Origin of the sequence: Guopingia tenuis (assembly GCF_014384805.1) — a bacterium.
Lineage (GTDB): Bacteria > Bacillota > Clostridia > Christensenellales > Christensenellaceae > Guopingia > Guopingia tenuis.
In genome coordinates, this window is sequence record NZ_JACRSS010000001.1 from 527,392 (window position 1) to 541,975 (window position 14,584).

At 50.6% G+C, this 14,584-nt stretch carries 15 protein-coding genes; 4 read left to right on the forward strand and 11 right to left on the reverse strand.

The genetic code is table 11. The features are described from left to right. Positions 1 to 60 precede the first annotated feature (60 nt). Positions 61 to 969 carry a magnesium transporter CorA family protein gene (locus tag H8693_RS02600; RefSeq protein WP_249279667.1) on the forward strand — a complete coding sequence of 303 codons (909 nt, stop codon included), beginning with the start codon at positions 61 to 63 and terminating at the stop codon, positions 967 to 969. Between the two features lie 389 nt (positions 970 to 1,358). Here the strand turns inward: H8693_RS02600 and ftsZ are convergent, their stop codons facing one another. From ftsZ to H8693_RS02620, 4 genes are all read right to left on the reverse strand, one after another. Continuing rightward, entirely contained in the window at positions 1,359 to 2,495 is a 1,137-nt protein-coding gene (gene ftsZ / locus H8693_RS02605; RefSeq protein WP_178622024.1) for a cell division protein FtsZ, read from the reverse strand. Positions 2,496 to 2,549: 54 nt separating this feature from the next. After that, entirely contained in the window at positions 2,550 to 3,725 is a 1,176-nt protein-coding gene (locus H8693_RS02610; RefSeq protein ID WP_249279668.1) for a cell division protein FtsA, read from the reverse strand. A gap of 154 nt (positions 3,726 to 3,879) precedes the next feature. Continuing rightward, positions 3,880 to 5,541 carry an AMP-binding protein gene (locus H8693_RS02615; RefSeq protein ID WP_249279669.1) on the reverse strand — a complete coding sequence of 554 codons (1,662 nt, stop codon included), beginning with the start codon at positions 5,539 to 5,541 and terminating at the stop codon, positions 3,880 to 3,882. Between the two features lie 18 nt (positions 5,542 to 5,559). Next, entirely contained in the window at positions 5,560 to 6,117 is a 558-nt protein-coding gene (locus tag H8693_RS02620; RefSeq protein WP_178618455.1) for a helix-turn-helix domain-containing protein, read from the reverse strand. A 299-nt stretch (positions 6,118 to 6,416) separates the two neighbouring features. Between H8693_RS02620 and H8693_RS10780 the strand changes: the two genes are divergently transcribed. Genes H8693_RS10780 through H8693_RS02635 form a run of 3 tightly spaced genes read left to right on the forward strand, consistent with a single transcriptional unit; the run spans position 6,417 to position 8,014 of the window. Next, positions 6,417 to 6,704 (forward strand): DUF1294 domain-containing protein, encoded by a 288-nt coding sequence (locus H8693_RS10780; RefSeq protein ID WP_249279670.1) that lies wholly within the window; start codon positions 6,417 to 6,419, stop codon positions 6,702 to 6,704. A gap of 12 nt (positions 6,705 to 6,716) precedes the next feature. Next, positions 6,717 to 7,799: a ComEC/Rec2 family competence protein gene (locus H8693_RS02630; protein WP_249279671.1), complete on the forward strand. Its 1,083-nt coding sequence runs from the start codon at positions 6,717 to 6,719 to the stop codon at positions 7,797 to 7,799. 11 nt (positions 7,800 to 7,810) lie between these two features. After that, on the forward strand, positions 7,811 to 8,014 hold the full coding sequence (locus tag H8693_RS02635; protein ID WP_178618448.1) for a DUF3006 domain-containing protein: 204 nt from the start codon (positions 7,811 to 7,813) through the stop codon (positions 8,012 to 8,014). Here H8693_RS02635 and H8693_RS02640 read toward each other — a convergent pair. The 7 genes from H8693_RS02640 to xylB all read right to left on the reverse strand — a co-directional run bounded on the left by H8693_RS02640 (position 8,000) and on the right by xylB (position 13,917). Further along, the gene (locus H8693_RS02640; RefSeq protein ID WP_249279672.1) at positions 8,000 to 8,641 is read right to left on the reverse strand and encodes a 4'-phosphopantetheinyl transferase family protein; all 642 of its coding nucleotides are present in this window, start codon (positions 8,639 to 8,641) and stop codon (positions 8,000 to 8,002) included. The two genes, H8693_RS02635 and H8693_RS02640, sit on opposite strands and share 15 nt — an antisense overlap. A 77-nt stretch (positions 8,642 to 8,718) precedes the next feature. Then, positions 8,719 to 9,366 carry a hypothetical protein gene (locus H8693_RS02645; protein ID WP_249279673.1) on the reverse strand — a complete coding sequence of 216 codons (648 nt, stop codon included), beginning with the start codon at positions 9,364 to 9,366 and terminating at the stop codon, positions 8,719 to 8,721. Then, on the reverse strand, positions 9,356 to 9,838 hold the full coding sequence (locus H8693_RS02650) for an RNA polymerase sigma factor (protein ID WP_249279674.1): 483 nt from the start codon (positions 9,836 to 9,838) through the stop codon (positions 9,356 to 9,358). Before H8693_RS02650 ends, H8693_RS02645 begins: the two co-directional genes overlap by 11 nt. A gap of 147 nt (positions 9,839 to 9,985) precedes the next feature. Further along, positions 9,986 to 10,594 carry an N-acetylmuramoyl-L-alanine amidase family protein gene (locus tag H8693_RS02655; protein ID WP_249279675.1) on the reverse strand — a complete coding sequence of 203 codons (609 nt, stop codon included), beginning with the start codon at positions 10,592 to 10,594 and terminating at the stop codon, positions 9,986 to 9,988. A 104-nt stretch (positions 10,595 to 10,698) separates the two neighbouring features. Then, positions 10,699 to 11,544, reverse strand: a complete 846-nt coding sequence (locus H8693_RS02660; RefSeq protein WP_249279676.1) for an aldo/keto reductase — start codon at positions 11,542 to 11,544, stop codon at positions 10,699 to 10,701. A gap of 164 nt (positions 11,545 to 11,708) precedes the next feature. After that, positions 11,709 to 11,939: a hypothetical protein gene (locus H8693_RS02665; RefSeq protein WP_249279677.1), complete on the reverse strand. Its 231-nt coding sequence runs from the start codon at positions 11,937 to 11,939 to the stop codon at positions 11,709 to 11,711. Positions 11,940 to 12,399: 460 nt separating this feature from the next. After that, positions 12,400 to 13,917: a xylulokinase gene (gene xylB, locus H8693_RS02670; RefSeq protein WP_330605687.1), complete on the reverse strand. Its 1,518-nt coding sequence runs from the start codon at positions 13,915 to 13,917 to the stop codon at positions 12,400 to 12,402. Between the last annotated feature and the right edge of the window lie 667 nt (positions 13,918 to 14,584).

Genomic DNA, 14,584 nt, shown 5'->3' on the forward strand with positions numbered 1-14,584 from the left:
AAGCTGTCAAAATTGACGGCTTGCCTTTTTCTCACTTTATCAAAGTAATGGAGGGTTCTCATGTATTATACGCTGCTAAACAATAAGTTTGTGCCTTGTGGTACAGAACCACAAGGCAGCCCCTACGTCAGTCTTTCCTCTGTATCCGCTCCTCTCGCTCCGGAGCTTGAAAAGTATCTCAGCTTTCCGGATTTTCAGATAGTGCTTAAAAATCCAGCGCTGCGCTTTGAAAGCCGGGAAAATCTGGATATGCTTTGCCTGCAGATGTTGGATATCCGTGACTCCTTACTGAAAAAGGAACGAGTCTATATCTTTTTGACACCAGAAGCGCTGTTTTTCTATGCGGATACCTCCTTCCCGTTGGAAGAGGAGCTGCTCGCTCTGGATGCGCCTTCGTATCCTGCCGCTCTTGGGGAATTATTATTCTCGCTTTTTTCATTTTTAACCCATGGCCATTTGGATTTTCTTTTCGGTCTAGAGAGTGGAATCGCTCAGTTGGAGGACGAAATTCTCTCCTCCAAACTGCAAAAGAACTATACAAAAAAAATCATTGCCATCCGCAAGCGCTTGCTCGCTATCAAGCACTATTATGAACTCCTTCTGGATATTCTCTCATCCCTCGAGGACAATGAGAACGCTCTTCTCTCTCTTTCCGCCCGCAAAAAAATCCGCATGGCGCGCGAAAAGGTCTCTCGGCTTCTGAACAAAACAAGCAACCTCCGGGATTACGCCACTGAAGTCCGCGAGGCATATCAGGCGGAAGTAGACCTGAACATGAACCAGATCATGAAAATTTTGACGATCGTCACCACAATTTTTATGCCTCTCACGCTTATTGCAGGATGGTATGGCATGAATTTTGCCATGCCTGAATACAGCCATCCTTTTGGCTATCCCATTGTGATCGGGGTCAGCCTCCTGGTTCTGATCCTTTCCTTCCTCTTTTTCAAAAGGCGCAAATGGTTTTAAAAGCAAAAAGAACGGATACAAAAAAATCATGTTCGCTCTTTTTATTTATGAGCCGTGACTATCGTCTCTCTGCTATGTGAGAGTAGTCTTTTTACAAAAAGTAGGTGACATTTCCCATTTCTTTTATGGGCAAATTTTCCGATATGTCGAAAATTCTGCTCCTCCGTTCTTCAATTCGGGGAACAATTCTCTTTTCTTCATTGCTCTTCTGTCCGCCCGTTTGCAATCCTATTTTTGTCTGCTAACAGTTTCTTGAGGCCAATTTTCATGACCATTCCACTGGAAAACATCTTTTTCCCATATCCGGCATATCGGTTTTTCCATATCGGTCTCTGGCTAATAAAAAAGCAGCAGCCTTTTATAGCTGCTGCTTTTATTTCCGTTATTGTTTAGTCGTCCAGATTCAGGCGTTTGGGAGATTTTTTCAGGAAGATCGGAAGCTCCGGTTCTTCATCCTCGAAATATTCAAAGCTGGGCTTTTCGATGATATTGCCGCTGTTGGTGTCCTCCTCGGCAATCTTATCCACCTTTCCTTTGATCGTTTCAATAATCTCCTTCTGCGGCTTGCGCGCCGTTCCAAAGCCTGTCGCAATCACGGTAATGCGGACTTCATCTTCCAGATTCTGGTCGATATCCGCGCCGATAAAGATATTGGCCTGGGGATCTGCCGCTCCCTGAATCAGCTTGACGGCCTCTTCAATTTCCGCAAGGCCGCAGCTGGGATCGCCGGTCACATTGAAGATGATTCCCTTGGCCCCCTGAATGGTCGTATCGAGAAGCGGGCTCATAATCGCCTGTTTCGCCGCGTCTACAACCTTGTTCTCGCCGCTGCCCGTGCCGATTCCCATATGGGCGATGCCGCGTTCCATCATGACAGATTTCACATCCGCAAAATCCAGATTGATGAGGGCCGGCTTTGCAATCAGGTCGGTCAGGCCCTGGATGCCCTGACGCAGCGCATCATCGGCCATTTTAAAGGATTCCAGAAGGGGCGTATTCTTGCCCATGATTTCCAAAAGTTTGTCGTTGGGAATCTTTACCACACTATCCACAACGCTCATAATCCGGTTGAAGCCCTCTTCCGCGCTCCGCGCCCGGGGTTTTCCCTCAAACCAGAAGGGCATGGTTACAAAGGCAACGGTCAGCGCGCCGCATTCCCGTGCAATCTCTGCCACGACAGGAGCCGCGCCCGTTCCCGTGCCGCCGCCCAAACCTGCCGCAATGAACACCAGGTCGGCGCCCTTCAGCGCCTGGGCAATTTCCTCGCGGCTTTCCTCGGCCGCCTTTTTCCCGGTATCCGGATTGGCGCCCGAACCAAGGCCCTTGGTGAGCTTTTCGCCGATTTGGATTTTCTGCGGCGCATTGTTGAGATAGAGCGCCTGCTTGTCCGTATTTACCGCAATAAATTCGGCCCCTTCCAGTCCATAAGAGACCATTCTATTCACGGCGTTTCCACCGCCGCCGCCAACGCCAATGACCTTAATCTTGGCAAAATTTCCATTTCCATTGTCCAATTCAAAAGACATACATTTACCCCCCAAAACAGCAGCATTCAGATATTCTAGTTATTATAAGCCTTCTTAAGAAGAAAATATATTCCGCACCCTGTGGATCAGCGAATTTGACACATTTTCTCTGTCTACATGATACCCTGTCAAAACCCGGTTGTCAAGCAGGGCAGCGGCGGAATTGTATACGGGAGGTAACGTTTTCTGCCTCCCGTCCCGCACCATCCGGACCTCCCGGCCCAACTGCGCGGAAAGATAGGTTTCCGCCCCGTGCATGGCAATGCCGCCTCCCGTGAGATAGATCGGGGTATTCTTGGAAACATACCCGGAAAATTCCTTGAGCACCTCCCGGATCTGGGCGCAGAGGCGTCCTGCGCTCTCTTCCACGCTCCGGCTCACCAGGCGCGCTTCAAAGCTGACCATTTTGCCGTCGCTTCCCTTTCCGTAAACACGGTCGTCATATTCATTTCCAATGCCGAAAATGTGCATGCGCTTCAGGCTCTCGGCCAGGGCCTCATCGATGCGCAGAACGTTTTTCAGTTCATCCACAATATCATAGCCGCCCCCGAAAATCGTCCGGTGCGCCATGATGCCGTCCCCAAAAATCACGGAAACGTCCGTATGATGATATCCGATATCCAGGAGCAAAACAGAGGCATCCCGGACTTTTCCCGGGATATAATGCAGCGCCTGCGCCTGAATCTCACTCACAAAACCATCGATCCCGATGTGCAGGTCCCCAAAAATTTTGCGGATATCGTCCAGGAAACGCTTGCGGGCAAAAAGAAAACTGAAACAGGCCGTAAGCCGCGCCGTGCGCAGGCCAATGGGCGGGCCGGTATACAGTTCTTCCCTGCCGTCCAGGAAAAACAGCGGCAGCGTCGCCAGCGGCTCCCAGGCTTTATCCAGCCGGGGCATGAGCTTGCGGGCCATCGCCTGAATCTCTTCTTCTGTCACCCGGCCGCCCGCCATATGCTTGCTTCCTTCCTTGACGAGAACCCTGGTAAAGCAGCCGGGAACGCCCACATAGGCGCCGCAGATCTGGGCGCGCATTTTTTCTTCCGCGCCGCTCACCACCTGGTCAACCAGCTCAGCCATATTCCCCATGCGCGCGAATCGCCCCTTGCGTATGCCGTCATAGCGCACACAGGAAGAGCCGGGAAGACCCGCTTCCGGCCCTCTTCGGTTCTCAATCATACATATAATTTTGGATGTGCCGAATTCGACAACCGACTTTACCCTTGCCATTTCCCGCTCCGCTGAAACGATCATTAGAATATAGTTAAGATAATTATAGCACAGAAATTTTTCGACGTAAACCGGCACAGACGGCCTCTCGCATGAAGTAAAAAATGGAAAAAAAAGAGGACATCTGTCCTCTTTTTTTATCTGTTTTCTCTTCTTATTTCTTTTCATCCTGCTGGCGGATCTCCACCCGGCGGATCTTTCCGCTGGTGGTTTTGGGAAGCTCGTCCACAAATTCCACGATGCGCGGATATTTATAAGGCGCCGTCACCTTTTTGACATGGTTCTGAATTTCCTTTTTCAGCTCCTCGCTGGCGGTAAAGTTCCGGTTAAGCACGATTGTCGCCTTTACCACCTGGCCACGCACCGGGTCGGGCGCCGCCGTAACTGCGCATTCCAGAACCGATGGATGCGTCATCAGAGCATTTTCCACTTCAAAAGGCCCAATGCGGTATCCCGAACACTTAATGACATCGTCGCTGCGGCCGACAAACCAGTAATATCCGTCTGCATCCCGCCAGGCCGTGTCACCCGTGTCATACATGCCGTCATACCAGGCCCGTTTATTGGCGGCCTCGTCTTTATAATATTCCCAGAACAGGCCCACCGGGCGGTCTTTCACAGCGTTTTTCACCACCACATGGCCCACAATGCCGTCCTCGCAGGGTTCGCCATTCTCATCCACGATATCAATATCATAGAGAGGCGACGGCTTGCCCATGGAACCCGGCTTGATGGGGAACCACTCAAAATTTGCCATGAGCACGGAGGATTCCGTCTGCCCGAAGCCCTCGGTGAGTTCCAGACCGGTCAGGCGCTTAAACTGATAGAAAACCTCCGGATTCAGTGGCTCTCCGGCAATCGTGCAATGCTCGATGGAGGAAAGATCATATTTTGAAATATCCTCGCGGATCAGGAAGCGGAACACCGTAGGCGGTGCGCAGAAATTTGCAGGCTTCACCCTTTCGATGGTTTCCAGCATATGATGGGCGTCGAATTTCAAAACATCATAGGCGACGATCACAGCCCCGCAGATCCACTGCCCATAAATTTTCCCCCAGCCAAATTTGGCCCAGCCGGAATCCGCCGAAACCATATGCCGCTTTCCCTTTTCGGAATGCTGCCAGTATTTCGCCGTAACGATGTGCCCCAGGGGATGAGCAAAGGTATGCAGCACCATTTTGGGCATGCCCGTCGTGCCCGAAGAAAAATAGATGAGCATGGGGTCTTTGGCCGTGGTCGCCTGATCCCCCGTCGGGCGTGCGAAGCTCTCGGAACAGGCCGCCGCTTCCTTTCGGAAATCGATATATGGCCCCACATTCTCCCCCACAATGCAGACGTTTTCCACGCTCCGGCATTCGCCGATTGCCGCGTCGATGTGCTCGCGGATCACCGGAAGATCCACCGCCACGATCATCTTGATTTCCGCCGCATTGCAGCGATAGATGATATCCTTTGGGGTCATGAGATAGCTTACGGGGATGATGATAGCCCCAATCTTCTGCAGCGCCAGCATGGTCGTCCATACCTCCACCCGCTGCATCAGAATGAGCATCACCGGATCTCCCTTTTTGATCCCCTTCCCCTTCAGGAAGTTGGCAATCTGGTTGCTCTGCTTTTTAATATCCAAAAAAGATAAAATCCGGTCGTTCCCGCCTTCGTTGCAGTAATATAAAGCCGGGTCGTCCGGGCATTCCTTCGCCCATTCATCCATCACGTCATAGGCGAAGTTAAAGTTCTCAGGCACATTCACCCGGTAGTTCTGTTTGAAATCCTCGTAGGAAGAAAACTCCGTGCGAGGTAAAAAACGTTCAATCATTCCGTTACCTCTTTACTGTCACTCGTTGATAATCGTCAAAAACCGCGCGAACCCATATTCCGCCATTTGTCCATGGGGAACCTTGGGATCGAAATAAATGCTGTCTCCCTCGTTTAAAACAAACTTGTGATCACCAAAAAGTACGGTTACCTTTCCTTCCAGGACATAGTTGAATTCCTGCCCTTTATGGGTCACCAGCTCGGGCGGCGCATCCTTGGGCAGGAGATCCACGATCATGGGATCCATATCCCGGTTGATAAAGTTATAGGCCAGAGCCGAAAAGCTATATTCCTTATAGCGCTCGATGGACATTCCTTTGCCCTTGCGGGTAATCGTATAGGTGCTCATTCTGGGAGACTCTCCGGATAATAACACCGTGGGATCGACGCCCAGAACAGCCGCCACACCATAAATGACGCTGATGGGAATATCCAGCTGGGCATTCTCATATTTAGTATATTCCTCTTCGGAAAGGCCGATTTCTCCCGCCAGTTCCGCCGGAGACACCTCCATGATTTCCCGCAGCTCTTTAATTCGCTCGGCAACCTGCGCCACCTGTGCAACCTGTCTGTCCATGTTATCCCTCCTCACATATCCGGCGCGGGCCGGAATTATTATTTATGCAAGCCATTGCGCTTCCGGCCGCATCGGCAAGGGCCTCAAACCCTGCTTCCGTTCCCGCAAAAAACACAATCCGCATATTTTCTTCACCAGAATGGAACACGGGTTTTACAAAATCAGCCCGAATGCTCCTTGTGCGCTGGGGTGCAAAAAATGCACTATTATTTTTATTATAGCACGCCGCCGGTCCTTTGTGTAGTTTCGGATTGTTTTTTTTATTCTGCCCCACTATAATAGAGGCAGAATATTTTTTTGTGGAGGTCAGGAATTTGCTGGCTGGCATCGCCGTTTTTGCCGGAATCAATATTGCCGCCTTTGCCCTTTGCGGCATCGATAAGAGCCGGGCGCGCCGCCATGCATGCCGGATTCCCGAGGCCGTTCTGCTCGGCTTGGGCTTTTTTGGCGGAGCGCTGGGGATGGCTTTGGGGATGCTGCTGTTCCATCATAAAACACGGCACTTGAAGTTCACGCTTCTGGTTCCCCTGTTTTTTCTTCTGCAAATCTTCCTGCTTCTCTGGCTGCATCTCCATTTCTTTTTATAAAACGAGGTTTCTATGAAATACTGCAAAAGAGTTCTGCTTCTCCTGCTGGCTATCTTGGCGGCCATCTCTTTTTGGGGCTGTGAATTCATCTCTCAAACGGCCCGGGAGAGCCACCCGGCTTCCCAGGCGCCAGTTTCCCAGGCGGCGGGGATCACTTTTGGAAACGGGAAATTAGAGGTGGCCTTTCTGGACGTGGGCCAGGGCGACAGCATACTGCTGAAAACGCCGGGCGACAAGGTCATGCTCATCGATGCCGGGGAATCCACGGCCAGACAGGCCGTGAAGGAGGCACTCGATTCCAGCGGTATAGAGCGCATCGACGTCCTCATTGCTACGCATCCCGATTCCGACCACATCGGCAGCATGCAGATGGTGGTGGAGAATTATGAGATCGGCGAGATCTATATGCCCAAGGTCAACCATACCACAAAGACCTATCAGAATCTTCTTCAGGCCATTTCGGATAAAGGCATGAAAATCAAAGCCGCCCGCGCCGGGAAGTCCATCGCTATAGACGATGCCCTGCAAGTGGAGATTCTCGGCCCGGTTTCCGAGGAATACTCCAATACCAATAACTATTCCGTCATCTGCCGCGTCACCTATGGAGACACGCGCTTCTTATTCCTGGGCGACGCCGAACATGAGGCCCAGGAGGAGGCCATGGCCGCAGCCCCGGAATCTTTCCGCGCCGATGTGCTGAAACTGGCGCATCACGGCAGCTCCAATGGTATCTCCGCCGAGCTTCTGGAAGCCGTGCAGCCTCGGTATGGCGTAATCTCCTGCGGCGCCGACAATTCCTATGGCCATCCCCATCGGGAAACTCTGGACCTTTTGGCAAAATACCGGATCGAAACCTTCCGCACGGATAAACTGGGTACGATTGTCGCCGCATCGGATGGAGAAACCATCACCTTCAACAAAACCGGCGAAATTCTGGAGGATATCTATGGCGGCCAGACCGTATATAAGACCCGGACCGGGAAAACCTATCATCGGGAGGGCTGTTCTTCCCTTTCCGGAGGCGGCACGCCTCTCACTATTGAGCAGGCGCGTGAGGCCGGTCTCACGCCTTGCAAAAAATGCTTTACATCCTGAGGAGGAATTTTATGTTTGTGACGATTGACCGCCTGGAAGGCGAAAATGCTGTAATCGAGCTGGAAACTACCGATATGGTCTGCGTCCCCCTCGCGCTCTTTCGGGGGCTCGGCGTGAAGGAGGGCGACGTTTTGGAAATTCAGGTCAGCAAAAAAGAAACCCAGGCGCGGCGCGCCCGGGTGCAGAAGCTGATGGACGATTTATTCGAGGATTAAGGCGCCAAGCTCCTCCGGCTTCACGATGCAAAGCGGCGGGATCTCTCCTTCCGCACAGATCGAGTATGCCATATCCCCAATGTTTCCGCAGGCAAAAGAATATCCCTCATAATCAAAATGGGGGATTTTTTTTATGGGGAAAGCGGCCTTTCTCTCCTCATTCAGCCGGATTCCCGTGCCCCGGGCCTTTTCATAGCTCTCCAATATCGTCCAGCAGGCATAAAAATCCTCCGGCTTTTCCAGCGCTTCTATCTCCTCCCGGAGCAGAACACGCCGAGCCGCCCGGGCGTCATATGCCGGGCGAACGAATTCCACATCCACTCCAATTGCACTTTCGTGGAGTCCCGCCATCACTGCATCGCCGGAATGGCTGATGGAAAAACGCAGCGGAAACTCTGCAAAAACCGGCTGACCCTGCCCAGTGATCTTCATGGGCGGCAAGCGGCCAATTCCCTTTTCCCGGCGCAGGCCATAGAGCAAAAGTCCCCGCCCCAAAAGGAATTTTCGGCGCGCCGCCGGATGTTTCAGGGAATCCAGACGCTCACGGGAGCATGGATCCAGCAGGCCGCGCAGACATTCCGCCCAATCATATTCCATTTGAGAAACGCCGCTTAAAAAATAGACCATGCCCTGCCCTCCTGCGTTTATTATAACAAAAATAAAGCGTCGGTGAAAAAAATTTTGAATCTATCCATAAATAGTTTTCATTCGCTCCAATCTAAAATTCCATCTGTATTTCTTACCCATTCAATTCCATATGCGAAATTCGGATTGACAGAGAAATTTTCTATTTGTTCTTTGGTCAAAAGGCCAGCGAGTACATCTTCTTTCATCTTCTCCTTGTCTTTTGAGGAATCCTTTTCATATATTGAATAGAAAAATACATCATAGCCCAAATCTTTCATTCTTTTCAATTCCTCTATTTGTTCCTCCATTGCAACAGGGCCTTTATCCGATGAGATAAAAATTTGAACAAAAAACAGAGCATCTTCATTGTTTTCCATGGCTTTTTTTACTTCTTCTGCCACAAAACATTTTCCCACTAAAAACATGTAACTTGGAGGGGCAGCGGAATAGTCAGAAGAGATCACAATTTTCTTTCCGGTTTTGTTTTCTTCCATCCCATGAACCGTTTCGGAAAGAGGTCTATCTTCCATCGGAAATGCAGGGATGTGTTGCATTATCGATATTGTCAAGCAGCACAAGATGGCAGTAACCGCAAAAACAAAAGTAATTTTTTGTGTCTTTTTCCCCCGTACTTTTGCTTTTTGCTCCAAACATTTTTTCATTTCCTCCGGAAATTCTTTTCGCAGACAAATTTTGTCCATTGCGCTTTTATAATTATTCTCCATACCATTGCTCTCCCAAAATATTTTTCAGTATTTTTCTTCCACGATCCAGCCATGTCCCGATTGTGGATGGTTTTTGTTTCAGAATCTTTGCTATTTGCTTAATCGAGTACCCTTCGTAATAAAATAAATGAATCGTCACCCGATACTTTTCTTCAAGCGACAGCACAAACTGCAAAAGTTCATAATCCTTTCTCGGCAGATAAATCAGTTCCTTTTCCATAGCAGGGGTTATCATTACCATCTTTTTTCTTGCCCGATGCGCCAAAATATTCTTGCATTTGTTGCTGGCCACCTTAAACAGCCATGCTTTTCTACCGGATTCTGAAATAAAAACCGGTTGCCTCTCCAACATAGCCAGCAGAGTATCCTGGACAATATCTTCTGCATCCTTGGAATTTTTCAAATAAGAATATGCAAAACGAAATAACGGCAGTCCATATGTCTCAACCACGGTTTCTGTCATCCGTTCCATACTATTCAATCATCCCCACCTCCTATCTAATACTATAACAAAATTGAACGACCTTTTTTCTCATCAATATAGTTTTAATTTTTTCCACTTCCTAATCTATTCCCACAAAAAAATGGCGCGGCCACCGCGCCATTTTTCTCGGCTGCCTCAGAAAAGGACGCCGTTATAACGGTTTTGCAGCAGGGCAACGTTTTCCGGCGTATCCGGCACATAGTTGATGCCGAAATTCTGCAGGATGCCCTGGGAGATTGCCTGCCCAATCTCATAGATATTGTCGATAATGAATTGGGCGTCATCCGGGTTATCGTGGAATCCAACCTCCGCCAGAACGGCCGGGGCCACCGTCCGGCGCAGCTCATACATTCCCTGCCCGTTGAAGGTACTATATCCCTCTTTCACGCCCAGATCCGAAGTCGGGGTCAGAGGTTCCAGGAATTCAAAGATATCCCGGGCCAGGGCTTCGCCCGCGCCGCCAAAGCGGTGCGTATAGATCTCCGCACCCCGGGCCTGCCCGTTTGCCGCATTGGAATGCAGGGCGACGTGAACCGTCGGCCCGATGGCGTTGGATTCCCGGACGACCTCCGCCAGCGACATCTCCGGGCGGTTCCGGGCAACGTCCAGCCCATGCCGCTCCAGCTCATATTGCACAACATCTGCCAGCAGATTCATGCGCTGTTCTTCCGTGCCATAATTGCCGACCCCCACATTCCATTCCTGCAGGGAAGGCGATAAATACACATCTACCATTTCCGCCATTTTGAATACCTCCGTTTTCAGCTTCATTACCAGTATAGTCCGAGGCTTCTAAATATGTGCAAACAAAAAAGGCGCGCAAAGCGCGCCTTTTGGGGCTCCCTGATTTAATATGGCTCCTTGTCTGTCACATGGAACAGATAGGGATCTTCCCCGCAGACAATGCGGTCCTCGTTCAAATCCCGCATAATCTGCATCTCCTCTTCCGTCAGCTCAAAATCGAAGATATCCGCATTGCTGACAATGCGTTCCTCCTTGCTGGTCCGGGGAACAAGAGGAATCCTTTCCTGGAACAGGAAACGAATGGTCACCTGCACGCAGCTCTTTGCGTATTTTGCCGCAATTTTCTGGATCGTGGCGTCCTCATTGACTGCGCCGCGGCAGATGGGAGTATACGCCTCAATTTGAATATTATTGGCTTCGCAGTATTTGCGTAGTTCCACATGCTGATTATACGGATTATATTCCACCTGATTGACCATGGGGACGATCTCGCATTCCTCTTTGATGCGTTCCAGCCATTCTTCATAGAAATTGGATACGCCGATGGCGCGGATCCGCCCTTCCTTATAGAGCTGTTCCATGGCTTTCCAGGTATCCACATACAGATTATGGTTGGGGCAGGGCCAATGAATCAGATACAGGTCAATATAATCCGTCTGCAGCTGTTTGACGGAAAAATCAAATGCCTTCATGGTTTTGTCATAACCGTGCATGCTGTTCCAAACCTTGGTGGTAATGAATAGCTCCTTGCGATCCAAACCGCAGTTTTTCACTGCCTCGCCTACTACGTTCTCGTTGCCGTAGTCCGTCGCCGTATCCAAATTGCGGTAACCGTGCTCAATGGCATAAATCATCTTCCGCGGGTCCTTGATAAACACAGTCCCAAAGCCCAGAATCGGCATCTGCACACCGTTAGACAGAGTTACACAATCTTTGATCGATCCACTCATTTCGTTTCCTCTCTTTCATCCTTTGGAGCATTTCCGTCCGTTTTTCAAATCTTTTTTCTTCCTGGAAAATTCAAATCTTCCCCTATATCGTACCAAATATTGCGGCAAAATGCAATCCCGGGAAAAAGAAAAACAGCCGGCAAAGCCAGCTGTTTTTTCGGCGTCTATTTTTGCCGTTTGTTTTTCTCATAACGCCTCCAAGCCGCATACCCCGCGGCCAGGGCTACGGTGATTGCCGTAATCCAGAGCCAGGATTCGATGCTGTCTCCCGCTGCCGCAGGAACCACCGCCCCCGAAGGACTGGCCGCCGGCACCGCAGAGGCCGCCCATACACCCGGAATCCATCCCCATATGCCCGCCAGCAGGGCCAGCAGCCCCGCGCAAAGTTTCCTCATGCTCCCTATATCTCCTTTTCTTTTTATAACAAGCAAACGAATTTCAGAAAACCAATTAAAACACATCCTTTGTGCCCTGCGGCACAAAAAATGGGAGTATTTTTATTATACCTCTTTCCTCATAGCTTGAAAAGCCCTCGGCATCTCCCGGGCAAGAGAAGAAAAGTCTTATATTCCCGGCTTCTCTGTTTCCGGAAGGTTCTCATTTTTGTCTTTTTAACAAAAAGTCTGTGCAATTCTTGCAGAGCTGAGTGAAACAGCTCATATTTCCGCAAAAGCATCCCTGCCCAGGGGCTCTTTCCTTTGCACATCTCCGGGAGCGATAAAAACAGGCTGCAACTCTTTGCCGTGATGATCCGGTTGCAGAATTCCGCCCCAAATCCCGCTTTTGTTTTTTTATACTGCTCCATAAAAAAGCGGGAAGCATGCCGCTCCCCGCCGTTTCTTCCTGCTTTTCGTTTTAGAACGCCGCCGAAAGTTCGTCGAAAACGCCCACCAGCGCATCATAGGCATGGTCGAAAATCGGAATCATTTTCTTATATTCTTCCACATGCTCAGGAATCGGGGAAACCTTGGATTCCGGCTTCAGGAATTTATGAATCGCGCTGAAATCCTTGAATTCACCGACGCCGACGCCGCCGGTAATAGCCGCACCCATGGAGGTCGCCTCCTCCAGATAGTTAGGCTTGACGATATCTAAGTTGAAGATATCCGCCAGAATCTGCAGCCAGATATCCCCTTTCGCTCCGCCGCCAATGACGATCAGATCCTTGAAATCCCGCTCTTTGCGGAAGATGCTCAGGATGACGTTCAGGTTCATGGTGATTCCCTCCAGAACAGAACGGAGAACATCCTTGCGCTCATGCTCTGCCTTGAGGCCGATGAAAGCGCCCTTGGCATTGGGATTCCAGCGCGGGCTGCGCTCGCCCATCAGATAGGGCAGATAGAGAATGCCGTTGGATCCGGGCGTCGACTCGGCAATCTGTGCATTCATCAGATCATAGGGCGATTTTCCCTCGGCCGCGGCCTGCATCTGCTCCCCGGTGCAGATGACGTTTTTCAGCCAGGAATAGGATACGCCGGCCGCCTGCATGGTGCCGCAGGGATTGATCATTCCGGGAACCAGGCTGGGCCAGTTGAAGATTTTCATATCGTCATCAAACAGCGGCTTATAGCCAGTGTAAGAAATCCAGGAAGAAGAACCCAGGGCGCAGTATGCCTGGCCTTCCTCGATAACCGAAGCGCCCACGTTGGCGCAGCAGCCGTCGCCGCCGCCCAATACCACGGGAGTTCCCTCTTTCAGGCCCGTCAGCGCAGAAGCCTCTGCGGTCACGCCGCCGATGACCGTGGTGGAAGGCATGATTTCAGGGAGCTTATCTCCATCGATGCCGGCTGCATCCAGAATTTCTTCCGACCAGGCGATTTTGTTGATGTTGAGCGCCGTAGAACCGGCCGCATCCGTCGGTTCGGTGGCAAATTTGCCCGTCAGGCGATAGACAATATAGTCCTTGCAGAATAAGACTTTATATGTGTTCTCATACACCTCAGGTTCATTATTTTTGATCCATAGGAATTTCTGAATAGAATAGGAAGCGCTGTTGCGATGCCCTGTCGTTTCAAAGAACCGGCGGGGAGAAATTTTCTGTGCGATCTGATCCGCCTCTTTCACAGCGCGCTGGTCTGCCCAGATGATGGAGGGACGCAGCACATTGCCGTTTTTATCCACGCAGACACATCCCATCATCTGCCCGCTGAAGGAAACAGCCGCGATATCCGAAGGATCGATTCCTTCCAAGATCTTTTTCGACGTTACGCAGACGGCCTGCCACCATTCTTCCGGGTTTTGTTCCGCCCAGTTGTTGTTAAAATAATGGCATCCATAGCTTTCCACATAGCTTTTAACAAGCTGTCCATCCGTGGAGAACAAAGTCGCCTTGTTCCCGGATGTTCCCAAATCGTGCGCGAGTAAGTATTTCATCATGAACCTCCATATGTATTTGATAGAATAAATCTGGAATTTTATATGCAATAGTATGGGGTGGCAGCATCCATTTGCAAATACTTTGGCCACAGAAAACATGGATTTTGCCGATTCCTGCGGCACCCACTTGGACCTGGTTCGCCCTATCCACCCAAGGACAGGGCCCCTCTCTTACCACAGTTTTTCTATGGAATTCTTTTGATCAGGCGCAAACCGTATAATTTTTCCCAACCAAACGTATCCTGACGGGGAAAACGCGAATCATTCCCATTTCCAGAGCTGTTTGCCCGTTCGCTTGCGCAACAGCATCCTCGGTTCCTCCCTACCCAGTTATGTCTGCCCGGAGAGGAAGATTCTTGCCTATTCGTCCAGGTTTTCTTGTACCGGCAGGGTTGCCTTCCCGCACATATTGTCATGGTCACGCCTGCCAGACGAAGGCAATCGGAGCCCTGCCTGTTTCGGGAATACGTCTTTCTTTCCTTATACACGCCAGCATTCGCGGTCTCAGCCAAACCAGTCGCGCTCGCCCGGCGAGGTGATTGTTCCCGGGCCGTCCATATTTTCTTGTGCCGGCAGAATTCCCTTCCCGTACATATTGTCATGGTCATGCCCGCCCGGCGAGGGTTGCGTTCATTGTACCAGGTCTTTACCGCGCATCGTGCGG

Coding starts and splice junctions, on each gene's coding strand:
- H8693_RS02600 (WP_249279667.1), top strand. CDS start 61: ATGTATTATACGCTGCTAAACAATAAGTTTGTGCCTTGTGGTACAGAA.
- ftsZ (WP_178622024.1), bottom strand. CDS start 2,495: ATGTCTTTTGAATTGGACAATGGAAATGGAAATTTTGCCAAGATTAAG.
- H8693_RS02610 (WP_249279668.1), bottom strand. CDS start 3,725: ATGGCAAGGGTAAAGTCGGTTGTCGAATTCGGCACATCCAAAATTATA.
- H8693_RS02615 (WP_249279669.1), bottom strand. CDS start 5,541: ATGATTGAACGTTTTTTACCTCGCACGGAGTTTTCTTCCTACGAGGAT.
- H8693_RS02620 (WP_178618455.1), bottom strand. CDS start 6,117: ATGGACAGACAGGTTGCACAGGTGGCGCAGGTTGCCGAGCGAATTAAA.
- H8693_RS02630 (WP_249279671.1), top strand. CDS start 6,717: ATGAAATACTGCAAAAGAGTTCTGCTTCTCCTGCTGGCTATCTTGGCG.
- H8693_RS02635 (WP_178618448.1), top strand. CDS start 7,811: ATGTTTGTGACGATTGACCGCCTGGAAGGCGAAAATGCTGTAATCGAG.
- H8693_RS02640 (WP_249279672.1), bottom strand. CDS start 8,641: ATGGTCTATTTTTTAAGCGGCGTTTCTCAAATGGAATATGATTGGGCG.
- H8693_RS02645 (WP_249279673.1), bottom strand. CDS start 9,366: ATGGAGAATAATTATAAAAGCGCAATGGACAAAATTTGTCTGCGAAAA.
- H8693_RS02650 (WP_249279674.1), bottom strand. CDS start 9,838: ATGGAACGGATGACAGAAACCGTGGTTGAGACATATGGACTGCCGTTA.
- H8693_RS02655 (WP_249279675.1), bottom strand. CDS start 10,594: ATGGCGGAAATGGTAGATGTGTATTTATCGCCTTCCCTGCAGGAATGG.
- H8693_RS02660 (WP_249279676.1), bottom strand. CDS start 11,544: ATGAGTGGATCGATCAAAGATTGTGTAACTCTGTCTAACGGTGTGCAG.
- H8693_RS02665 (WP_249279677.1), bottom strand. CDS start 11,939: ATGAGGAAACTTTGCGCGGGGCTGCTGGCCCTGCTGGCGGGCATATGG.
- xylB (WP_330605687.1), bottom strand. CDS start 13,917: ATGAAATACTTACTCGCGCACGATTTGGGAACATCCGGGAACAAGGCG.